Raw genomic sequence first — 16,390 nt, forward strand, 5'->3', positions numbered from 1 at the left:
ATTGGCAGGTAGAGCCTATCCTCGACCAGTCGAACAGTTCATCGACCGCGAGGGATGCGCCCGTGCATGTTCCCGATGGATTCATCAACGCCCCGGTGTCCGTGGCCGCCGGAGTCGTGGCGGCCGGCGCCGTAGCGGGCGCGTTGCGCGGCGCGCGCTTCGAACTCCGCGACCGCGCGGCCCCGTTGGCCGGCCTGGTGGCCGCCTTCGTGTTCGCGGTGCAGATGCTCAACTTCCCGGTCGCCGGTGGTACCAGCGGCCATCTGCTGGGCGGTGCCCTGGCCGCCGTACTGGTCGGCCCGGCCACCGGGGTGCTCTGTGTGGCGGTGGTGCTGCTGGTGCAGGGGCTGCTGTTCGCCGACGGCGGGCTGACCGCGCTGGGGGTGAACATCTCCCTGATGGGGGTGGTCACCGTGCTGGTCGCCTACGCCACCTTCCGGCTGCTCTCCGGGGTGCTGCCGGCCGGCCGGGCCTCCGTACTGGGCGCGACCTTCCTCGCCGCGTTCCTGTCGGTCCCGGTCTCCGCCGTCGCCTTCACCGGCGTGTACGCCCTGGGGGGCACCGCGGAGGTGTCCCTGGGCAAGGTGTTCACCGCCATGGTCGGGGTGCACCTGCTGATCGGCCTGGGGGAGGCCGTCATCACCACCCTCACCGTCGGGGCGGTGCTGAGCGTACGGCCCGACCTGGTGTACGCGGCCCGGGGCCCGCGCCCCTCCCTCACCCGCCACACGGTCACCCCCGCCACCCCGGGGCAGGGGCCGGCACCGGCCGCCGCCGAGCCGGTACGGGACGAGCGGGCGACCACCGTCCCCCCGGGGCCGGCGCACCACCCCGGGGGGCTCCGGTCGGTGTGGCTGGTCGGGCTGGGGGCCACCCTGCTGTGTGCGGGAGTGCTCAGCTTCTACGCCTCCGCGCACCCCGACGGGCTGGAGAAGGTGGCCGCCGACCAGGGCATCGCCGACAAGGAGGAGGACCACGCGGCGGCCGACTCCCTCCTGGCCGACTACGGGGTGAAGGGCGTGTCCGGTGACCGCCTCTCCGGTGGTCTGGCCGGACTGGTGGGGGCCGGTGGCACCCTGGCCCTGGGTACCGGCGCCTTCGTCCTGCTGGGGCGTGGACGCTCCCGGACCGAGCCCGGACCGGGGTCGTCGAGCACCGGGGAGACGTCCTGACCGCACTGGCACGTCGGCACCGCCGGGCACCCGACCTCACCGGACCGGTCCGCCCCCTGAGCCTGTACCTCCCCGGCGACTCGGTGGTGCACCGGCTGCCGGCTCACTGCAAGACCGTGGCGGTGGTGGGCTTCGTCCTGGCCGTGGTCGCCACCCCCAGGGAGGCGCTCTGGGTCTTCGGGGGGTACGCCCTGCTGGTCGCCCTGGTGGTGCGGTCGGCCCGGCTGCCGTTCCGGGTGCTGGCCCGCCGACTGCTGGTCGAACTGCCCTTCGTGGCCTTCGCCCTGCTGCTGCCCTGGGTGGCGGAGGGGCCCCGGGTCCACTGGTGGGGGCTGAGCCTCAGCGGGCCGGGGCTCTGGGCGGCCTGGAACATCCTCGCCAAGGGCACCCTCGGGGTGGCCGCCTCCCAGGTGCTGGCGGCCACCACCCCGGTGCCCGAACTGCTGCGCGGCCTGCGGACGTTGAGGCTGCCCGCGCTGCTGGTGGAGATCGCCGGTTTCATGGTGCGGTACCTCCAGGTGGTCACCGAGGAGATGCGCAGGATGCGCGTCGCCCGGCTCTCCAGGGGCTTCACCGCCCGGGGCGTACGGTCCTGGGGCGTGCTGGCCAAGAGCGCCGCCGCCCTGTTCCTGCGGGCCTACGAGAGAGGGGAACGTGTGCACCTGGCGATGCTCAGCCGTGGTTACCGGGGGGCCATGCCCCACTGGGACACCGCCCGCGCCACCCGGCGTCAGTGGCTGACCTCGGCCGTGCCGCCACTGGCCGCCACCCTGCTGTGCCTGTGGGGGTGGCTGGGGTGAGCGGACCGGAGCGGGCCGGAACCGGTGGCGCCGAACCACCGGAGCGGGAGCCGTCCCTGGAGGTCGCCGGCCTCGCCTACGCCTACCCGGACGGCCACCAGGCCCTGTTCGGAGTGGACCTCACGGTCCCCAGGGGGCAGCGGGTGGCCCTGCTCGGGCCCAACGGCGCCGGCAAGACCACCCTGGTGCTCCACCTCAACGGCATCCTCACCCCCGGCGCCGGCACGGTGCGGGTCGCCGGGACGCCGGTCACCGAACCCCACCTGCGGACGGTCCGGCAGCGGGTGGGGGTGGTGTTCCAGGACCCCGACGACCAGTTGTTCATGCCGACGGTCCGGGAGGACGTGGCCTTCGGCCCGGCCAACGCGGGCCTGCGGGGCGCCGAGTTGGCGGAACGGGTGGAGGAGGCCCTGACCCGGGTCGGGATGGCGGAGTACGCCGACCGGGCGCCCCACCACCTGTCGTTCGGCCAGCGTCGGCGGGTGGCGGTGGCCACCGTGCTGTCCATGCGGCCGGAGATCCTGGTGTTGGACGAGCCCTCGTCCAACCTCGACCCGCTGGCCCGACGTGAACTCGCCGAGATCGTCGACGCGTTGCCGGTCACGGTCCTGATGGTCACCCACGACCTGCCGTACGCGCTGCGGCTGTGCCCTCGCTCGGTGGTGCTGGACCGGGGGGTGATCGTCGCCGACGGTGACACCGGCGAACTGCTCGCCGACCACGAGCTGATGGCCGCCCACCGGCTGGAGCTTCCCTGGGGATTCGACCCCAGGGCGGTGCCCCGGAGCACGGCATAGGACCATGTTCCTGGCACCCCGTTCCGGTACGCCGTCGTCCCCGCCCCAGGGGAGGCGGCAAGCCGACGGAGCGGGGAGGTCGCCGCCGTGGTCACCGGACCCGGTGGCAGGGCGGGTCAGGCGGGAGCGGAGTGTGGACGTCCAGGGCACGGTGGCCGACGGCTTCGAGCCGGTACGGGACGCCTTCGCGAGCAACTTCGTGGAGCGCGGGGAGCTGGGCGCGGCGGTGACCGTCTACCGGGACGGCCACAAGGTGGTCGACCTGTGGGGCGGCAGTACCGACCCGGCGGGGGAGCGGGACCACGGACGGGAGCCGGCCCCCTGGGCGGAGGACACCGCCGTACTGGTGCGCTCCGCGACCAAGGGCGTCGCGGCGGCGGTGCCCCATCTGCTGCACCAGCGCGGCCAGTTGGACCTGGACGCCCCGGTCAGCAGCTACTGGCCGGAGTTCAAGGCCCAGGGCAAGGAACGGCTGCTGGTCCGCCACCTGCTGGCGCACCGCGCCGGGCTGCCGGTGCTGGACCGCCCCCTCACCCCCGAGCAGGCCATCGACGGGGTCAGCGGGCCGGCCGCCCTCGCCGCCCAACGGCCCCTCTGGGAGCCGGGGCAGGCCCACGGCTACCACCCCCACACCTACGGCTGGCTGCTGGGCGAACTCGTACGCCGGGCCACCGGCCGCACCCTGCGGGACTGGTTCGCCACCGAGGTGGCCCGCCCGCTCGGCCTCGACCTGTGGCTGGGGTTCCCCGACGAGGCGGCCTACCAGCGGGTGGCCCCCCGGATCGCCCGGGTCGGCCCGGTCCCCACCCCCGAACAGCGCCCCGCCCAGGGGCTCAAGGTGCGGGCCAAGCCCGCCGTGGTGGAGGCGTACCGCGACCCGGAGTCGCTCACCCGCAGGGCCTTCGGCGCCATCGACCCGCTGCCCGACGACAACGACCCCCACTACCACAGGGCCGGTCTGTCCTCCTCCGCGGGGATCACCACCGCGCGGTCGCTGGCCGCCTTCTACGCGGCTCTGATCGGCCCGCCGCCGGACGGGGGGCGCCGGCTGTTCACCCCGGCCACCCTGACCCAGGCCCGCTCCCTGGAGAGCCAGGGCCCGGACCGGGTGCTGGTGGTCAACACCCGCTTCGGGCTGGGGTACATGCTCCACGCCCCCGGTTCGCCGATGTGGGGCCCGGGCTCGTTCGGCCACCCCGGCCGGGGCGGCTCGCTGGGCTTCGCGGACCCCGAGTCCGGCCTGGCCCTCAGCTACGTCACCGCCGCCCTCCAGAAGTCGGTCACCTCCGACCCCCGGGCCCAGGCCGTACTGGCCGCGCTCCGCCGGGTGCTCCGCGACTGAGCGCCCCGGTCCGGGGCCGGCCCCAGCCGCTCAGGAGTACCTGCGCAGCAGCCGGTCGAGGTACTCCTCCAGCCGGTGGGACAGCAGCTCGGGAGTCAGGTCGGTCCGGCCCAACTCCCGCCAGGGAACGGCCACCTTCTCCGCGTCGGGGGCGAAGCCCAGGGCGTCCAGCACACGCCAGTGGAGGTGGGCGCCGTCCTCCTCGGCCAGGCCGCCGCCGGCGGCGAGGTAGCGGTCGGCGAACCCCGTCCCCGCCTCCACCCCGTGCAACAGGGCGAGGGCGGTGGAGCAGTGGGCCACGTCCAGGTCGGCCGGCCCCCAGGAGGTCTCCACCCAGTCGACGACACCGCTGACCCGGGGGTCGGAGGCGTCACCGGTGAACAGGACGTTGCCGGGGTGGAAGTCCCGGTGCAGGAAGCACCCCCGGAAGGCGGGGGGATTCTGGCGGATGACGTCGACGGCCCGCCGCCAGAGGTCCGGCCGCTCGGTGCCGGCGGGTACGACCACCGACTCGGGGGAGGCCCAGGCCTGGTAGGCGCGGGGCCGTCGGTCCCCGGCCACCGGCAGCCGGTGGAGCTGGACCAGTTGCCGGGCCAGCGCCTCGGCGCGGCCCTCGGCGCCGGCGTCGTCCAGGCGGACCGACCCCGGCAGGAGGGACATCAGCAACGAGGGATGGGTGCACCGGCGTGCCGTCGGGTCCACCCCGAGCAGGGTGGGCGCGGGCACCCCGGTGTCCGCGAGGAACCGTAGGACCTCCGCCTCACGGGTCAGCAGGCCCTCCGCGTGCCGGACGAAGAAGGGCCTGACGAACGACCGGAGGACGAGGGAACGGCGCCGGGTCGGGCCCCGGACGTCCAGTCGGCGCATCGTCGAGGTCCAGCCGCCGCGCAGCCGTACGACCCCGTCGACGCGCTCCCCCTCGGACAGGCCCTCCTCCACCCAGGAACGGGTGGCGCTCCAGTCCTGGAGGTCGGCGTCCGCGCTCATCCGGTTCTCCCCCACGGCGGCAGGCTAGTCCCCGTTCGCGGACGGCGCCGTGGTCGCGGGCGTTCCCCGTACCGGGGCCAACGGCCGGGTGTACACCGCGAGTTCGGGCCCCGGGTCTCCCCGAACCGGACGCACAGCCGCCGGGTGCCCTTAGGGTCGAGGGATGGGACACAGGGAAGCCGCCAGCCACAGTGCCGCGCACCAGCACACGCCCGCCTCCGAGCCGGGTACGACGGACCCCACGGGCACCGTCGTCGCCACCGCGCCGACACCGGCGCCGGAACCGGTGGCGCCGGAGCCGGTCGCCATCCCCGACGTTCCGGTTCCCGACCTGCCCGAACCCGACCTCACCGTCGGCGAGTTGGCGCCGGACACGGTGGACGAGCCCCCGGAGGTGGGCCGTCTCCGGGGTTACCGGGCGTTGGTGACCGGTGCCGGCAGGGGCATCGGAGAGGCGATCGCGGTACGCCTGGCCGCCGAGGGGGCCAGGGTCCTGGTGACCGACCGGGACGAGGCCAGCGCCCGGGCGGTGGCGGCGACGATCCGCGCGGACGGGGGGTGGGCCCGGGGCGAGGTCTGCGACGTCCGCGACCGGGAGGCCGTGGACGAGGTGGTACGGCGGGCGGGTGCCCAACTCGGCGGCCTGGAACTGCTGGTGAACAACGCCTTCGACGGTGACCCCGACCCCGGGTCGCTGATCGAGGAGACCGACGAGCAGTGGGCGAAGAACCTGGACGTGACCCTGTACGGGGCGCTGCGCTGCTGCCGGGCCGCCCTGCCGTACCTGCTGCTGGCCGAGGGGAGGGGCTCGGTCGTCAACATCGGTTCGGTGAACGCCGCCATGGACTTCGGCCAGCACGCCTACAGCGCCGCCAAGGCCGGGCTGGAGAGCTTCACCCGCACCCTCGCCGGCCAGTACGCCGCCCAGGGGGTACGGGTGAACCTGGTGGCCCCGGGAACCGTCCACACCCCCAACTGGATCGGTCGGCAGGAGGCCCTGGAGCGCGCGGCCGAGCACTATCCGCTGGGTCGGGTGGGCCGGCCGGAGGACATCGCCGCCGCCGTGGCCTTCCTAGCCTCCGAGGACGCCGCCTGGATCACCGGTATCAGCCTGCCGGTGGACGGCGGGCTGTCGGTCAGCAACCTGGGGCTCAAGCGGGCGCTCTCCGACTGACCGACTCCGGGCACCGGCCGTCCTGTGCACCACGAGCGTGGGTGGGCTCTTGACGGCCACAAGTTAATGCCATTAGCTTTTTGGTGACGGATCATAGTCAGCGCGGCCAGCCAGGAGGCGGGATGACGACCATGGCCAGCACCCACACCACCCAGCACCTACGACGCGACGAGGGCATCCTCGGCTACGACGTCCAGGGCGAGGGCCCGCTGGTGGTCCTCGCCCCCGGACTCGGTGACCTGCGCTCCGCCTACCGGCACCTGGCGCCCCGACTCGTCCACGCCGGCTACCGGGTGGCCACCGTCGACCTGCGCGGCCACGGCGACTCCAGCACCGGCTGGCCCCGCCACACCCGTACCGACACCGCCGAGGACCTGCTGGCCCTGGTACGGCACCTGGGCGGCCCCGCCGTCCTGGTCGGCGCCTCCTTCGCGGCCGGCTCGGCGGTGATCGCCGCCGACCGGGAACCCGCACGGGTACGGGCCGTGGTCGGACTCGGCCCCGGCACCCGCAAGCCCCGCGTCGCGGTCCGCGACCTCAACCCCCGCTTCCTGAAGGGCATCGCCCTGCTGGCCACCGCCATGACCCTGCGCAGCACCCGGATGTGGGGACGGTTCCTCCGGCACGCCAACCCCGGCCCACGGCCGGACGACTTCGACGCGGCACTCCGCCGGACCCTGGACAACCTGGCCGAGCCCGGACGGATGGCCGCCGCCTCCGCCATGGGCATGGCCTCGCCCGCCGACGCCGAGGCGGCGCTGTCCCGGCTGACCCGCCCCGCCCTGATCGTGATGGGCGACCTCGACCCGGACTTCCCCGACCCCGCCAAGGAGGCCGAGGGCATCGCCCGTACCGTCCCCGAGGGGCCGGCTCCGGCCGGCGCCCGGGTGGCCATGATCGAGGGGACCGGCCACTACCCCCACTCCCAGGTCCCGGACCGGGTGGCCGACGCCCTGCTGCCGTTCCTCGCGGAGGTCACCGATGCCTAGGGCCGGACTCAGCAGGGACGCCGTGGTCGACCACGCCCTGGGACTGGTCGACCGCAAGGGGCCGGAGGCGCTGACCCTGGCGGCGGTGGCCCAGGCCGCCGGGGTCTCCACACCCTCGCTGTACAAGCACGTCGGCGGGCTGGAGGAACTGCGCACCCTGCTGTCGGTCCGGGTCCTGGACGAGCTGTCCGGGCGGGTGGCCGGCGCGGTGCTGGGCCACTCCAGGGACGAGGCTCTCCGCCGGCTGATGCGGGCCTACCGTGGCTACGTGGTCGACCACCCCCACCGGTACGCCGCGCTGGTGCAGCGGCCCCGCCCGGGCACCGCCGAGGCGGGGGACCGGCTGCTGCGGGTCCTCACCGACTCCCTGCGCGGCTACGGACTGGACGAGGACGACACGGTGCACGTGGCCCGCTGCGTACGTTCCGCCGCGCACGGCTTCGCCGTGCTGGAGGCGGCCGGGGGCTTCCAGTTGGCGCAGGGCCTGGACCGCAGCTACGAGTTGCTGGTCGACATGGTCCTGGCCGGACTGCCCCGGCCTGACCACGGTGGCGGCGCCGGCGCCTGACAGCCGCGTCCCCGTCCAGGTGGCGGCGTGCGCGGGCGAGTTGGGCGACGAACCCCGGCTCCGCCCTCTCGCGACCGCGACGGACGCCGAGGGGTTCGTGACGACGCCAGCCACGGCGGGGCGCGGCACCCCCGCCGGTGGCGCGTACCTCGCCGTGTGGTCGCCGTGTGGTCGCTAAGGCGGTCTGGGTCGCCGATGCGCCCGCATCGCCTCCTCCGCCTCGCGCTGTCCGACGGCGGTACACGCCACCAGGGCGCGTTCACCTCCCGGGGGCCGAACGGACCTCGCGGGGGCGAGCGACACGCTTCTAGCGCTCGGGGGCCGGGTCGCCGCGAGGGCGGCGGAAGCCCAGCCGAACGTCCTCGTGGTTCTGCCGCACCGTGGCGATCAGTTCCCCCAACCCGCAGCGCAGGGCGGTCCCCAGGGAGGGTTCGAAGTCCGTCATCGCACGGGCGGTGGACGCGAAGTCCGAGGGCTGGAAGCTCCACCCCTCGATACCGCTCCAACCGACCTCCACCACCGCCGTACGGCTGTCGAAGGAGGTCACCCTCAGCCAGCCCGAGCACTGGTCGTACAGGGCGAAGGGCAGGAACACGGTGCCCGACCGGGCACGGAGGGGCTCCAGTTGGGCCAGCCACTGACCGAGCAGGTCGGCCAGGCCCTCGCGTACCCCCCGGGCGGTGTGCGGGCTGTCGCTCGTGGCCAGCAGGGAGGAGTCACAGCGCGTGACGTGGTTCCCCAGTCGCAGCGAGAGGTCGTCCTGTGTCGTGGCCTCGTTCTCCCGCTGAAGACTGAGCGGAACACTCGTCATGGCATGGCCTCCCGCGAGCAGACGGTCACGATGTCGTTCAAGGCTACGCGTTCCGGGGCGAGTTGCCGACGCCACGGACGGTGACGGAACGGTCCCGTGGTCCTCCCGCGGACGCGTGCCCGGTGCCCCCGGAGCGCGCCCCGGGCGTGCCCCTCAGCGTGACGGGGCGGTCAGGAGACGCGCTCCCTCGGCGGGTGACAGCGTGTGACGGGCGGTACGGCAGTGACCCGAGGACTCCAGGGCCGCCGCCACGGTCCGGCCGGCCTCCGCGTCGGCGACCAGGAAGGCGCAGGTGGGCCCCGACCCCGACACCAGACCCGCCAGGGCACCGGCCTCCCGCCCCGTCTCCAGGGTCCGGCGCAGGGACGGGCGCAGGGACAGGGCGGCCGGCTGGAGGTCGTTGTCCAGCAGCCCCGCCAGGGCGGGAGCGTCCCCGGAGGCCAGGGCCGCGAGCAGGGCGGGCGAGGCCTGGGGTTCGGGGACGTCGGCCACCCCGGCGCCCTGACCGGAGGCGTCCCGCAGCCGGTCGCACTCCCGGTACACCTCGGGGGTGGACAGGCCACCGTCCGCGACGGCGAACACCCAGTGCAGGGGCCCGCCCACCTCCAGCGTGGTCAGTCGCTCGCCCCGACCCCGGCCCAGGGCGGCGCCTCCGACCAGGCTGAACGGCACGTCCGAGCCCAACTCGGCGCAGATCCCCAGCAGTTCGGTACGGCTGAGGCCGGCACCCCACAGGGCGTCGCAGGCCAACAGGGCGCCGGCCGCGTCCGCGCTGCCCCCGGCCATCCCCCCGGCCACCGGGATGTCCTTCACCAGGCGCAGCCGTACCGTCGGCTCCCGCCCCAGCCGGTGTGCCAGCGCGGTGGCCGCCCGGGCGGCGAGGTTGGAGGAGTCGGCCGGCACCCGGTCGGCGTCCCGCCCCTCGACGACCACCTCCAGCGCGGTGGACTCGGTGGCCGTCACCTCGTCGTACAGCCCCACCGCCAGGAAGACGTTGGCCAGCTCGTGGAAGCCGTCCGGGCGCGCGCCCCCCACCGCCAGCTGGACGTTGACCTTGGCCGGCACCCGTACCGTGACGCTCACGCCGCTCCCTCTCCGGCCCTCGGCCGCTGTGCCGCGATGGCGGCGAAGTCCTCCACCGTCAACGCCTCTCCCCGCGCCCGGGTGGACACCCCGGCCGCCGTCAGGGCGCGCTCGGCCGCCTCCGCCGAGCCGGCCCACTGGGTCAGGGCCGCCCGCAGTGTCTTGCGGCGCTGCGCGAAGGCGGCGTCCACCAGGGCGAACACCTCCTGCCGGGACGCGGAGGTGGCCGGCGGCTCCCGACGTGTCAGGGCCACCAGCCCGGAGTCCACCCGGGGCGCCGGCCAGAACACCGTGCGGCCGATCGCCCCGGCCCGGCGTACGTCGGCGTACCAGCGGGCCTTCACCGAGGGCACCCCGTACACCTTGGAACCGGGGGTGGCCGCCAGGCGGTCGGCGACCTCGGACTGCACCATCACCAGGACCCGTTCGAGGGTGGGGAAGGTGGCCAGCATGTGCAGCAGCACCGGTACCGCCACGTTGTACGGCAGGTTGGCCACCAGGGCGGTCGGTGCCGGCCCGGGCAGCTCGGTGACCCGCAACGCGTCCTGGTGCACCAGCGAGAAGTGGTCCACCCGGTGCGGCAGCCGTGTCGCCACGGTGGCCGGCAGGGCCCCGGCCAACAGGTCGTCGACCTCCACCGCCGTCACATGGCGGGCCGCCTCCAACAGGCCCAGGGTCAGCGAGCCCAGCCCCGGCCCGACCTCCACCACCACGTCCTCGGGCCGCACCTCGGCCGTCCGTACGATGCGGCGCACCGTGTTGGCGTCGATCACGAAGTTCTGGCCACGTTGCTTGGTGGGCCGCACACCCAGGGCGCCGGCCAGCTCACGTACCTCGGAGGGGCCCAGCAGGGCGTCGGAGTCGGGGGAGGGGACTTGGTTCACAGGCGGTAGTTTCTCACCCGCCACCAGCGGGCCGGTACCGTGGAACCCCCCACCACGAGGGAGGCGCTGATGACCGAACGCAAGCCCCCGGGCCTGGACTTCGAGTCCTGGGTGGAACGGCAGATCCGGGAGGCCGGCGAGCGCGGCGCCTTCGACGACCTGCCGGGAGCCGGCAAGCCCCTCCCCGACGCCGACCAGCCCTACGACGAGCTGTGGTGGGTGCGCCGCAAGATGGCCCGCGAGGGCCTGTCCGCGCTGCCGCCCAGCCTCCAACTGCGCCGGGACGCCCAGGAAGCGGAGCGGGCCGCCCTGGAGGCGCCCTCCGAACGCCGGGTCCGCGAGCTGGTCCGGGAGATCAACACCCGTGTCGAGCAGGCCCGGCGGCAACCCCTGGAGGGCCCGCCCCTGCGGCTGGAACTCCTGGACGAGGAGGACGTGGTCTCCCGCTGGCGGGACCGGGTCCGGCGGCGGGCCGCTCAGTAACCGAAGGCGCGGGCGGTGTTGGCCGCCACGTGGGTGCCCAACTCCGCCTCCGACATCCCCTTGACCTCCGCCATGGCCCGCAGGGTCACCGGGATCAGGTACGGGGCGTTGGGCCGGCCACGGTAGGGCGCCGGTGTCAGGAAGGGCGCGTCGGTCTCCACCAGCACCAGTTCCGGCGGGGCCACGGCCAGGGCGTCCCGCAGCGGCTGGGCGTTCTTGAAGGTCACGTTGCCGGCGAAGGACATGAAGTACCCCCGGGCCGCGCACACCCGGGCCATCTCCGCGTCGCCGGAGTAGCAGTGGAAGACGGTGCGCTCCGGGGCGCCCTCCTCCTCCAGCACCCGCAGTACGTCCGCGTGCGCCTCCCGGTCGTGGATCACCAGCGCCTTGTCGTACCGCTTGGCCAGCGCCACGTGCTCCCGGAAGGACCGCTGCTGGGCGGCGATCCCCTCCTCACCGGTACGGAAGTAGTCCAGCCCGGTCTCGCCGACCGCCCGCACCTGGGGCAGGGCCGCCAGCTTCTCGATCTCCGCCAGCGCCTCGTCCAGAGCCGCCTGCCCACCGGCCGGCCGGGGACCGTCCCAGGACTCCTCCGTACCGTGCACCAGCCGGGGCGCCTCGTTGGGGTGCAGCGCCACCGCCGCCCACACCCGGGGCCACTCGGCGGCGACCTCCGCCGCCCAACGGGAACGCTCCACGTCACAGCCCACCTGGATCACCGTGCGTACCCCGACCCGCTCGGCGGCCTCCAGCGCCTCGCCCACCTCGGTCCGCTGCATGTCGAGGTGGGTGTGGGAGTCGGCCACCGGCACCGCCAGCGGCTCCGGCAACGGGGGTGGCTGCGGGGAACGGTCGGAATCACGGGTGGACGCGCGGGACATGGCGCGATGATACGGCGCCCCACCCGGCCCCCACCGCGTCGGGCCGGACGTCCGACGGGAGGCCGTACCGGTGCCCGGACGCACGGCAGGCGCCCCGGTCGGTTTCCCGATCGGGGCGTCCGTATTCCCGGCCCGTTTCCCGGAGTTCACGTGTTGCGGAAGGGCGTGGAGATCCTTCCCCGCCGGAATGACGGGGCCCGTGTTCTCGGCCCCGCGATTTCCGATCAGCTCCAGGGCTGCGCCTTTCTGAGGGCGGAGACCTTTCCCGCCTCCATGATCCGCACCTTGGTGCCGTCACAGAACGCGCACCGTGGGTGGGTGAGGGGTGACGGCACCCGTTCCCCCTGTACGTAGTAGACGACCAGAGGGGTGCCGTCCACGCCGCGCAGATGCTTGATGTCGTAGGCCGTCTCCCACGCGAACCCGCAGCGCATACAGGCGAAGGAGTACTCCTCGTGCGCCAGCGGAGGGGAGGTGGACCTGGTCGGCGGTGGAGTGGGGGAAGGGGAGTCGCTCATGCCTGGCTCCTTCCGGCTTTCTCGGAGGGCTCACTCCCAGTGGACTCCGAAACCAGGGGAAAAGCAGCCGCCCTTCTCCTTGTTGGGAGACATTTGACGAGCCGGTGAGACAGCGGTCGGTGAAACTGCCCGAACCTTTGCTTTTCACGGTAGCCCTTTACCCGCCGGTTGGCTTCCGCGCCGACCTTTTCTCGTCGGCGTTCGAGGCTTCGGCGTTTACGGCCGCCCACCCTCGGGCCCCGGGAGGTGCCGTAACGGACCTCGGGGGAGAGGGGAGGAGGCGAGCGCGTGCGCCCTGTGCCGCAGGGCGGAGCAGGGGCAGGGGGCCCGCCGCGCCGCGTCAACGACCGCGACCGGCTACGACCACCCGCGGGGCGCCCACCTGGCGAGGCGCGGAGCCAGAACCCGCGCGTCCCCGCCCAGCGGTCCGCACCGTGCCCCAGCCGGCCCGTCCTAGCCGGCCTGGCCCTTCCCGGACCCGGTCTTGGCGGCCACCACGGCGTCGAAGACCTCCCGCTTGGGCAGCCCCAACTCCCGGGCCACCGAGGCGATCGCCTCCTTGCGGTGCTCCCCGGCCTCCTCCCGTACCGCGACCCGTTCGGCGAGGGCGGCCGGCTCCAGACGTACCGGACCACCCCGCGCGGCGCCCTCGACCACCACCGTGATCTCGCCCAGCACACCCGGCTCCGCCCAGTCCGCCAACTCCTCCAGCGAACCGCGCCGGACCTCCTCGTAGGTCTTGGTCAACTCCCGGCACACCGCCGCCCTGCGTTCCGGGCCGAAGGACTCGGCCATCATCCGCAGGGTCTCCGCGAGCCGCCGGGGCGACTCGAAGTACACCAGGGTCCGCCGCTCCTCCGCGCCCTCCTCCAGCCGGGCCCGCCGCTCACCCCGCTTGCGGGGCAGGAACCCCTCGAAGCAGAACCGGTCCACCGGCAGCCCGGACAGGGCCAGCGCCGTCAGCACGGCCGACGGACCCGGTACGGCGGTGATCCGCACCCCTGCCTCCACGGCCGCCGCCACCAGCCGGTAGCCGGGGTCGGACACCGAGGGCATCCCGGCGTCGGTCACCAGCAGCACCCGCGACCCGGTACGCAGCGCCTCCACCAACTCCGGGGTACGCGCGGCCTCGTTGCCCTCGAAGTAGGACACCACCCGGCCCCCGGTCCGTACCCCCAGGGCCTGGGTCAGCCGCCGCAGCCGCCGGGTGTCCTCGGCGGCGACCACGTCCGCCTCGGCCAGTTCCCCGGCCAGCCGGGGCGGGGCGTCGGCCACCTCGCCGATCGGGGTGCCGGCCAGGACCAACAGCCCCTCGGGGTGGGGTTCGGGGGCGTGCGTGGTCGGTGTCTCGCGTTCGGTCACGCCCCCATCTTGGCAGGGCCGCCGGGGCCGTCCGAACGTCGGTGACGAGGCCGGCGACCGTACCGTGCGGGGGCGCCGAACCCCCGCGCCGGCACCACGGCCCCTCCCCGTTCCCTACGATGTGCGGCGTGACGACCAGTGACACCGCCGCCGAGGTACGGCCCGGATCCGACCCGGACCCCCAACCCCCCTGGCAGCGGAGGCTGGGTCGCTTCGGGTATCGCACACCGGCACGCCTGGGCGTACGCGAGCGACTGGTACCTCCGTTCCCGAAGCCCGACCCGGGCTCCTGGTGGGGGTTCTCCCCCACGGCGGCCTTGCTGTGGGCCCGCAGCTACGCCTGGCTGGGCCCGCTGCTGGTGGCCCTGGTCGCCGGCGTACTGCGGTTCCACAACCTGGGGTCCCCGCACGCCCTGATATTCGACGAGACCTACTACGCCAAGGACGCCTGGTCCCTGTGGCAGCAGGGCTACGAGGGCACCTGGCCGAAGAAGGCCGACGACCAGATCCTGGGCGACCCCCAGAGCATCCCGCTCTCCGACAAGGCCTCCTACGTCGTCCACCCCCCGGTGGGGAAGTGGATCATTGCCCTGGGGGAGGCCATGTTCGGCCTCAACCCCCTGGGCTGGCGCTTCATGACGGCGGTCCTGGGGACCCTGTCGGTCCTGATGCTCTGCCGCATCGGCCGCCGACTGTTCCGCTCGACCACCCTCGGCTGCCTGGCCGGCGCGCTGATGGCGGTGGACGGGCTGCACTTCGTGATGAGCCGGGCCGCCCTGCTCGACCTGGTGGTGATGTTCTGGGTGCTGGCCGCCTTCGGCGCCCTGCTGATCGACCGCGACCGCAGCCGAGAGCGCCTGGCCAAGGCGCTGCCGGAGGACGAGAACGGCGAGGCCAGACCCGACCCCGAGGTCGCCGACCGGCTGGGCCTGGGCTGGCGCCCCTGGCGGTTGGCCGCCGGGATCTGCCTCGGCCTGGCCTGCGCCACCAAGTGGAACGGCCTCTACGTCCTGGCCGCCTTCGGACTGCTGACCGTCCTCTGGGACGCCGGCGCCCGCCGTACCGCCGGAGCCACCCGCCCCCACCTGGCGACCCTGCGCCGCGACACCCTGCCCGCCTTCACCTCACTGATCCCGGTGGCCCTGCTGGTCTACCTCGCCTCCTGGACCGGCTGGTTCGCCACCAAGGGCGGCTACTACCGCGACTGGGCCGAGAACGAGGGCGCCTCCGGCCCCTGGGGCTGGCTGCCCGGCTCCCTGCGCAGCCTGTGGCACTACGAGCAGGAGGTCTACAAGTTCCACGTCAACCTCACCTCCGGCCACACCTACGACTCCAACCCCTGGAGCTGGCTGGTCGCCGGACGGCCGGTCTCGTACTTCTACAAGTCCTACAAGCCCGGCGAGCACGGCTGTGACGCCTCCGGCGGCTGCGCCCGCGAGGTCCTCGCCCTGGGCACGCCCCTGCTGTGGTGGGCCGGCTGCGCCGCCCTGGTCTACGTGGCCTACCGCTGGCTGATGCGCCGCGACTGGCGCGCCGGCGCCATCCTGTGCGGGCTGGGTGCCTGCTACCTGCCCTGGTTCCTGTACCAGGAGCGGACCATCTTCTACTTCTACGCCGTGGTGTTCGTGCCGTTCCTCTGCCTGGCCCTGGCCATGGCCCTCGGAGCCCTGGCCGGACCACCGGGGTCCAGCGAACGCCGCAGAACGGTCGCCCTGATCCAGATCGGCGCCCTGCTGTTGCTGATCGCCTGGAACTTCGTCTACTTCTGGCCGCTCTACACCGGCCACATGATCCCCACCGACTCCTGGCGGTCGAGGATGTGGCTCGATACCTGGGTCTAGATGGGGAGCGGGCTACCCGCGTCCGTGAGCCCCCGACCGCCCGCGTGGTCGTCCGGTTCGGCGTGCTTCCCGTACCCGGTGCCGGCCACCCGGCGAGGGCGGACCGTTCCGGCGTCTGAGGACGCAACTCCCGGCACGACCAGCGCTGTTCGGACCACGAGGCGCGGCTCAGTGATGGTCGGGCGAGGGCAGCGGCACGTCCTCGTTGTCGATGCAGCGGCGGCCGGTGCTCTTCAGCGGCTTCAGCGCCTCCGAGACCTCCACCCACGCCGAACCCGACGCGTCCGCGCCCGGGAACCGCACCTGCACCGCTGGATCAGTGCCGTACGACACGGCCTTCCACACGCCGTTGGCAAGACTGGGCTCGTCGACAACCCAGTCGGCGCCGCTCACGCGGAAGCACTGGTTCGGGGACGGGGCGGTCGGTGGGAGTCCGCACCGGAGCCGGACCTGTCCCTTGCCGCCCCACGCCGCCGTTCCCGGGTTGGTGGTGGATCGACGTGACTCACCCATGAGGTCACGCGGCAGCCTGTCCAGCACCTTCTCGCAACGGGCGTCGTCCCCCCGTGGCGTACCGGCTACGGGCACGGATTCGTCACCGATGGCCAGCCACCACGTGAGCCCGACCGCCGCACACGTCGCCGTGGCCAGCCCAGCCAACAGCCGCCGATTCATGGTTGCTTCCGTTCACCTCTGCG

Annotated in this window: 17 protein-coding genes; 9 read left to right on the forward strand and 8 right to left on the reverse strand. The window is 73.9% G+C overall.

The genetic code is table 11. The annotated features are described in order from the left end of the window. The first annotated feature begins 62 nt into the window (after positions 1-62). From ABZT14_RS02085 to ABZT14_RS02100, 4 genes are all read left to right on the forward strand, one after another. Positions 63-1,172 (forward strand): energy-coupling factor ABC transporter permease, encoded by a 1,110-nt coding sequence (locus ABZT14_RS02085; RefSeq protein ID WP_356295540.1) that lies wholly within the window; start codon positions 63-65, stop codon positions 1,170-1,172. A gap of 56 nt (positions 1,173-1,228) precedes the next feature. Next, entirely contained in the window at positions 1,229-1,972 is a 744-nt protein-coding gene (cbiQ, locus tag ABZT14_RS02090) for a cobalt ECF transporter T component CbiQ (RefSeq protein ID WP_356297002.1), read from the forward strand. Beyond that, positions 1,969-2,769, forward strand: a complete 801-nt coding sequence (locus tag ABZT14_RS02095) for an ABC transporter ATP-binding protein (RefSeq protein ID WP_356295543.1) — start codon at positions 1,969-1,971, stop codon at positions 2,767-2,769. Before cbiQ ends, ABZT14_RS02095 begins: the two co-directional genes overlap by 4 nt. A gap of 133 nt (positions 2,770-2,902) precedes the next feature. Continuing rightward, positions 2,903-4,111, forward strand: a complete 1,209-nt coding sequence (locus tag ABZT14_RS02100; protein ID WP_356295546.1) for a serine hydrolase domain-containing protein — start codon at positions 2,903-2,905, stop codon at positions 4,109-4,111. Between the two features lie 30 nt (positions 4,112-4,141). Here ABZT14_RS02100 and ABZT14_RS02105 read toward each other — a convergent pair whose 3' ends face one another. Then, a complete protein-coding gene (locus ABZT14_RS02105) occupies positions 4,142-5,098 on the reverse strand; it encodes a phosphotransferase (RefSeq protein ID WP_356295549.1) in 957 nt (318 codons plus the stop codon). A gap of 394 nt (positions 5,099-5,492) precedes the next feature. Between ABZT14_RS02105 and ABZT14_RS02110 the strand changes: the two genes are divergently transcribed. The 3 genes from ABZT14_RS02110 to ABZT14_RS02120 all read left to right on the forward strand — a co-directional run bounded on the left by ABZT14_RS02110 (position 5,493) and on the right by ABZT14_RS02120 (position 7,829). Further along, positions 5,493-6,272, forward strand: coding sequence for an SDR family NAD(P)-dependent oxidoreductase (locus ABZT14_RS02110; protein ID WP_356297005.1), 780 nt, complete (start codon positions 5,493-5,495; stop codon positions 6,270-6,272). Between the two features lie 122 nt (positions 6,273-6,394). After that, positions 6,395-7,261, forward strand: a complete 867-nt coding sequence (locus ABZT14_RS02115) for an alpha/beta hydrolase (protein ID WP_356295552.1) — start codon at positions 6,395-6,397, stop codon at positions 7,259-7,261. Continuing rightward, the gene (locus ABZT14_RS02120; RefSeq protein ID WP_356295555.1) at positions 7,254-7,829 is read left to right on the forward strand and encodes a WHG domain-containing protein; all 576 of its coding nucleotides are present in this window, start codon (positions 7,254-7,256) and stop codon (positions 7,827-7,829) included. The genes ABZT14_RS02115 and ABZT14_RS02120 overlap by 8 nt, the downstream gene beginning before the upstream one ends. A gap of 307 nt (positions 7,830-8,136) precedes the next feature. Here the strand turns inward: ABZT14_RS02120 and ABZT14_RS02125 are convergent, their stop codons facing one another. The 3 genes from ABZT14_RS02125 to rsmA all read right to left on the reverse strand — a co-directional run bounded on the left by ABZT14_RS02125 (position 8,137) and on the right by rsmA (position 10,607). Then, positions 8,137-8,640, reverse strand: coding sequence for a hypothetical protein (locus ABZT14_RS02125; protein WP_356295558.1), 504 nt, complete (start codon positions 8,638-8,640; stop codon positions 8,137-8,139). Between the two features lie 153 nt (positions 8,641-8,793). Continuing rightward, a complete protein-coding gene (locus tag ABZT14_RS02130; RefSeq protein ID WP_356295560.1) occupies positions 8,794-9,723 on the reverse strand; it encodes a 4-(cytidine 5'-diphospho)-2-C-methyl-D-erythritol kinase in 930 nt (309 codons plus the stop codon). Continuing rightward, entirely contained in the window at positions 9,720-10,607 is an 888-nt protein-coding gene (gene rsmA / locus ABZT14_RS02135; protein ID WP_356295563.1) for a 16S rRNA (adenine(1518)-N(6)/adenine(1519)-N(6))-dimethyltransferase RsmA, read from the reverse strand. The genes ABZT14_RS02130 and rsmA overlap by 4 nt, the downstream gene beginning before the upstream one ends. Positions 10,608-10,676: 69 nt before the next feature. Between rsmA and ABZT14_RS02140 the strand changes: the two genes are divergently transcribed. Next, positions 10,677-11,090, forward strand: a complete 414-nt coding sequence (locus tag ABZT14_RS02140) for a DUF1992 domain-containing protein (RefSeq protein WP_356295565.1) — start codon at positions 10,677-10,679, stop codon at positions 11,088-11,090. On the opposite strand, the gene ABZT14_RS02145 is transcribed toward ABZT14_RS02140, so the two are convergent. From ABZT14_RS02145 to rsmI, 3 genes are all read right to left on the reverse strand, one after another. Next, positions 11,084-11,971, reverse strand: coding sequence for a TatD family hydrolase (locus tag ABZT14_RS02145; protein WP_356295568.1), 888 nt, complete (start codon positions 11,969-11,971; stop codon positions 11,084-11,086). The genes ABZT14_RS02140 and ABZT14_RS02145 overlap by 7 nt on opposite strands. 224 nt (positions 11,972-12,195) lie before the next feature. Then, positions 12,196-12,489 carry a hypothetical protein gene (locus ABZT14_RS02150; RefSeq protein WP_356295570.1) on the reverse strand — a complete coding sequence of 98 codons (294 nt, stop codon included), beginning with the start codon at positions 12,487-12,489 and terminating at the stop codon, positions 12,196-12,198. A gap of 453 nt (positions 12,490-12,942) precedes the next feature. After that, positions 12,943-13,851: a 16S rRNA (cytidine(1402)-2'-O)-methyltransferase gene (gene rsmI, locus ABZT14_RS02155; RefSeq protein ID WP_356295573.1), complete on the reverse strand. Its 909-nt coding sequence runs from the start codon at positions 13,849-13,851 to the stop codon at positions 12,943-12,945. A gap of 119 nt (positions 13,852-13,970) precedes the next feature. Between rsmI and ABZT14_RS02160 the strand changes: the two genes are divergently transcribed. Next, positions 13,971-15,692, forward strand: coding sequence for a phospholipid carrier-dependent glycosyltransferase (locus ABZT14_RS02160; RefSeq protein ID WP_356295576.1), 1,722 nt, complete (start codon positions 13,971-13,973; stop codon positions 15,690-15,692). Between the two features lie 168 nt (positions 15,693-15,860). Here ABZT14_RS02160 and ABZT14_RS02165 read toward each other — a convergent pair whose 3' ends face one another. Beyond that, the gene (locus ABZT14_RS02165) at positions 15,861-16,367 is read right to left on the reverse strand and encodes a DUF3515 family protein (RefSeq protein ID WP_356295579.1); all 507 of its coding nucleotides are present in this window, start codon (positions 16,365-16,367) and stop codon (positions 15,861-15,863) included. Between the last annotated feature and the right edge of the window lie 23 nt (positions 16,368-16,390).

This window comes from Streptomyces sp. NPDC005438 (assembly GCF_040606315.1).
Lineage (GTDB): Bacteria > Actinomycetota > Actinomycetes > Streptomycetales > Streptomycetaceae > Streptomyces.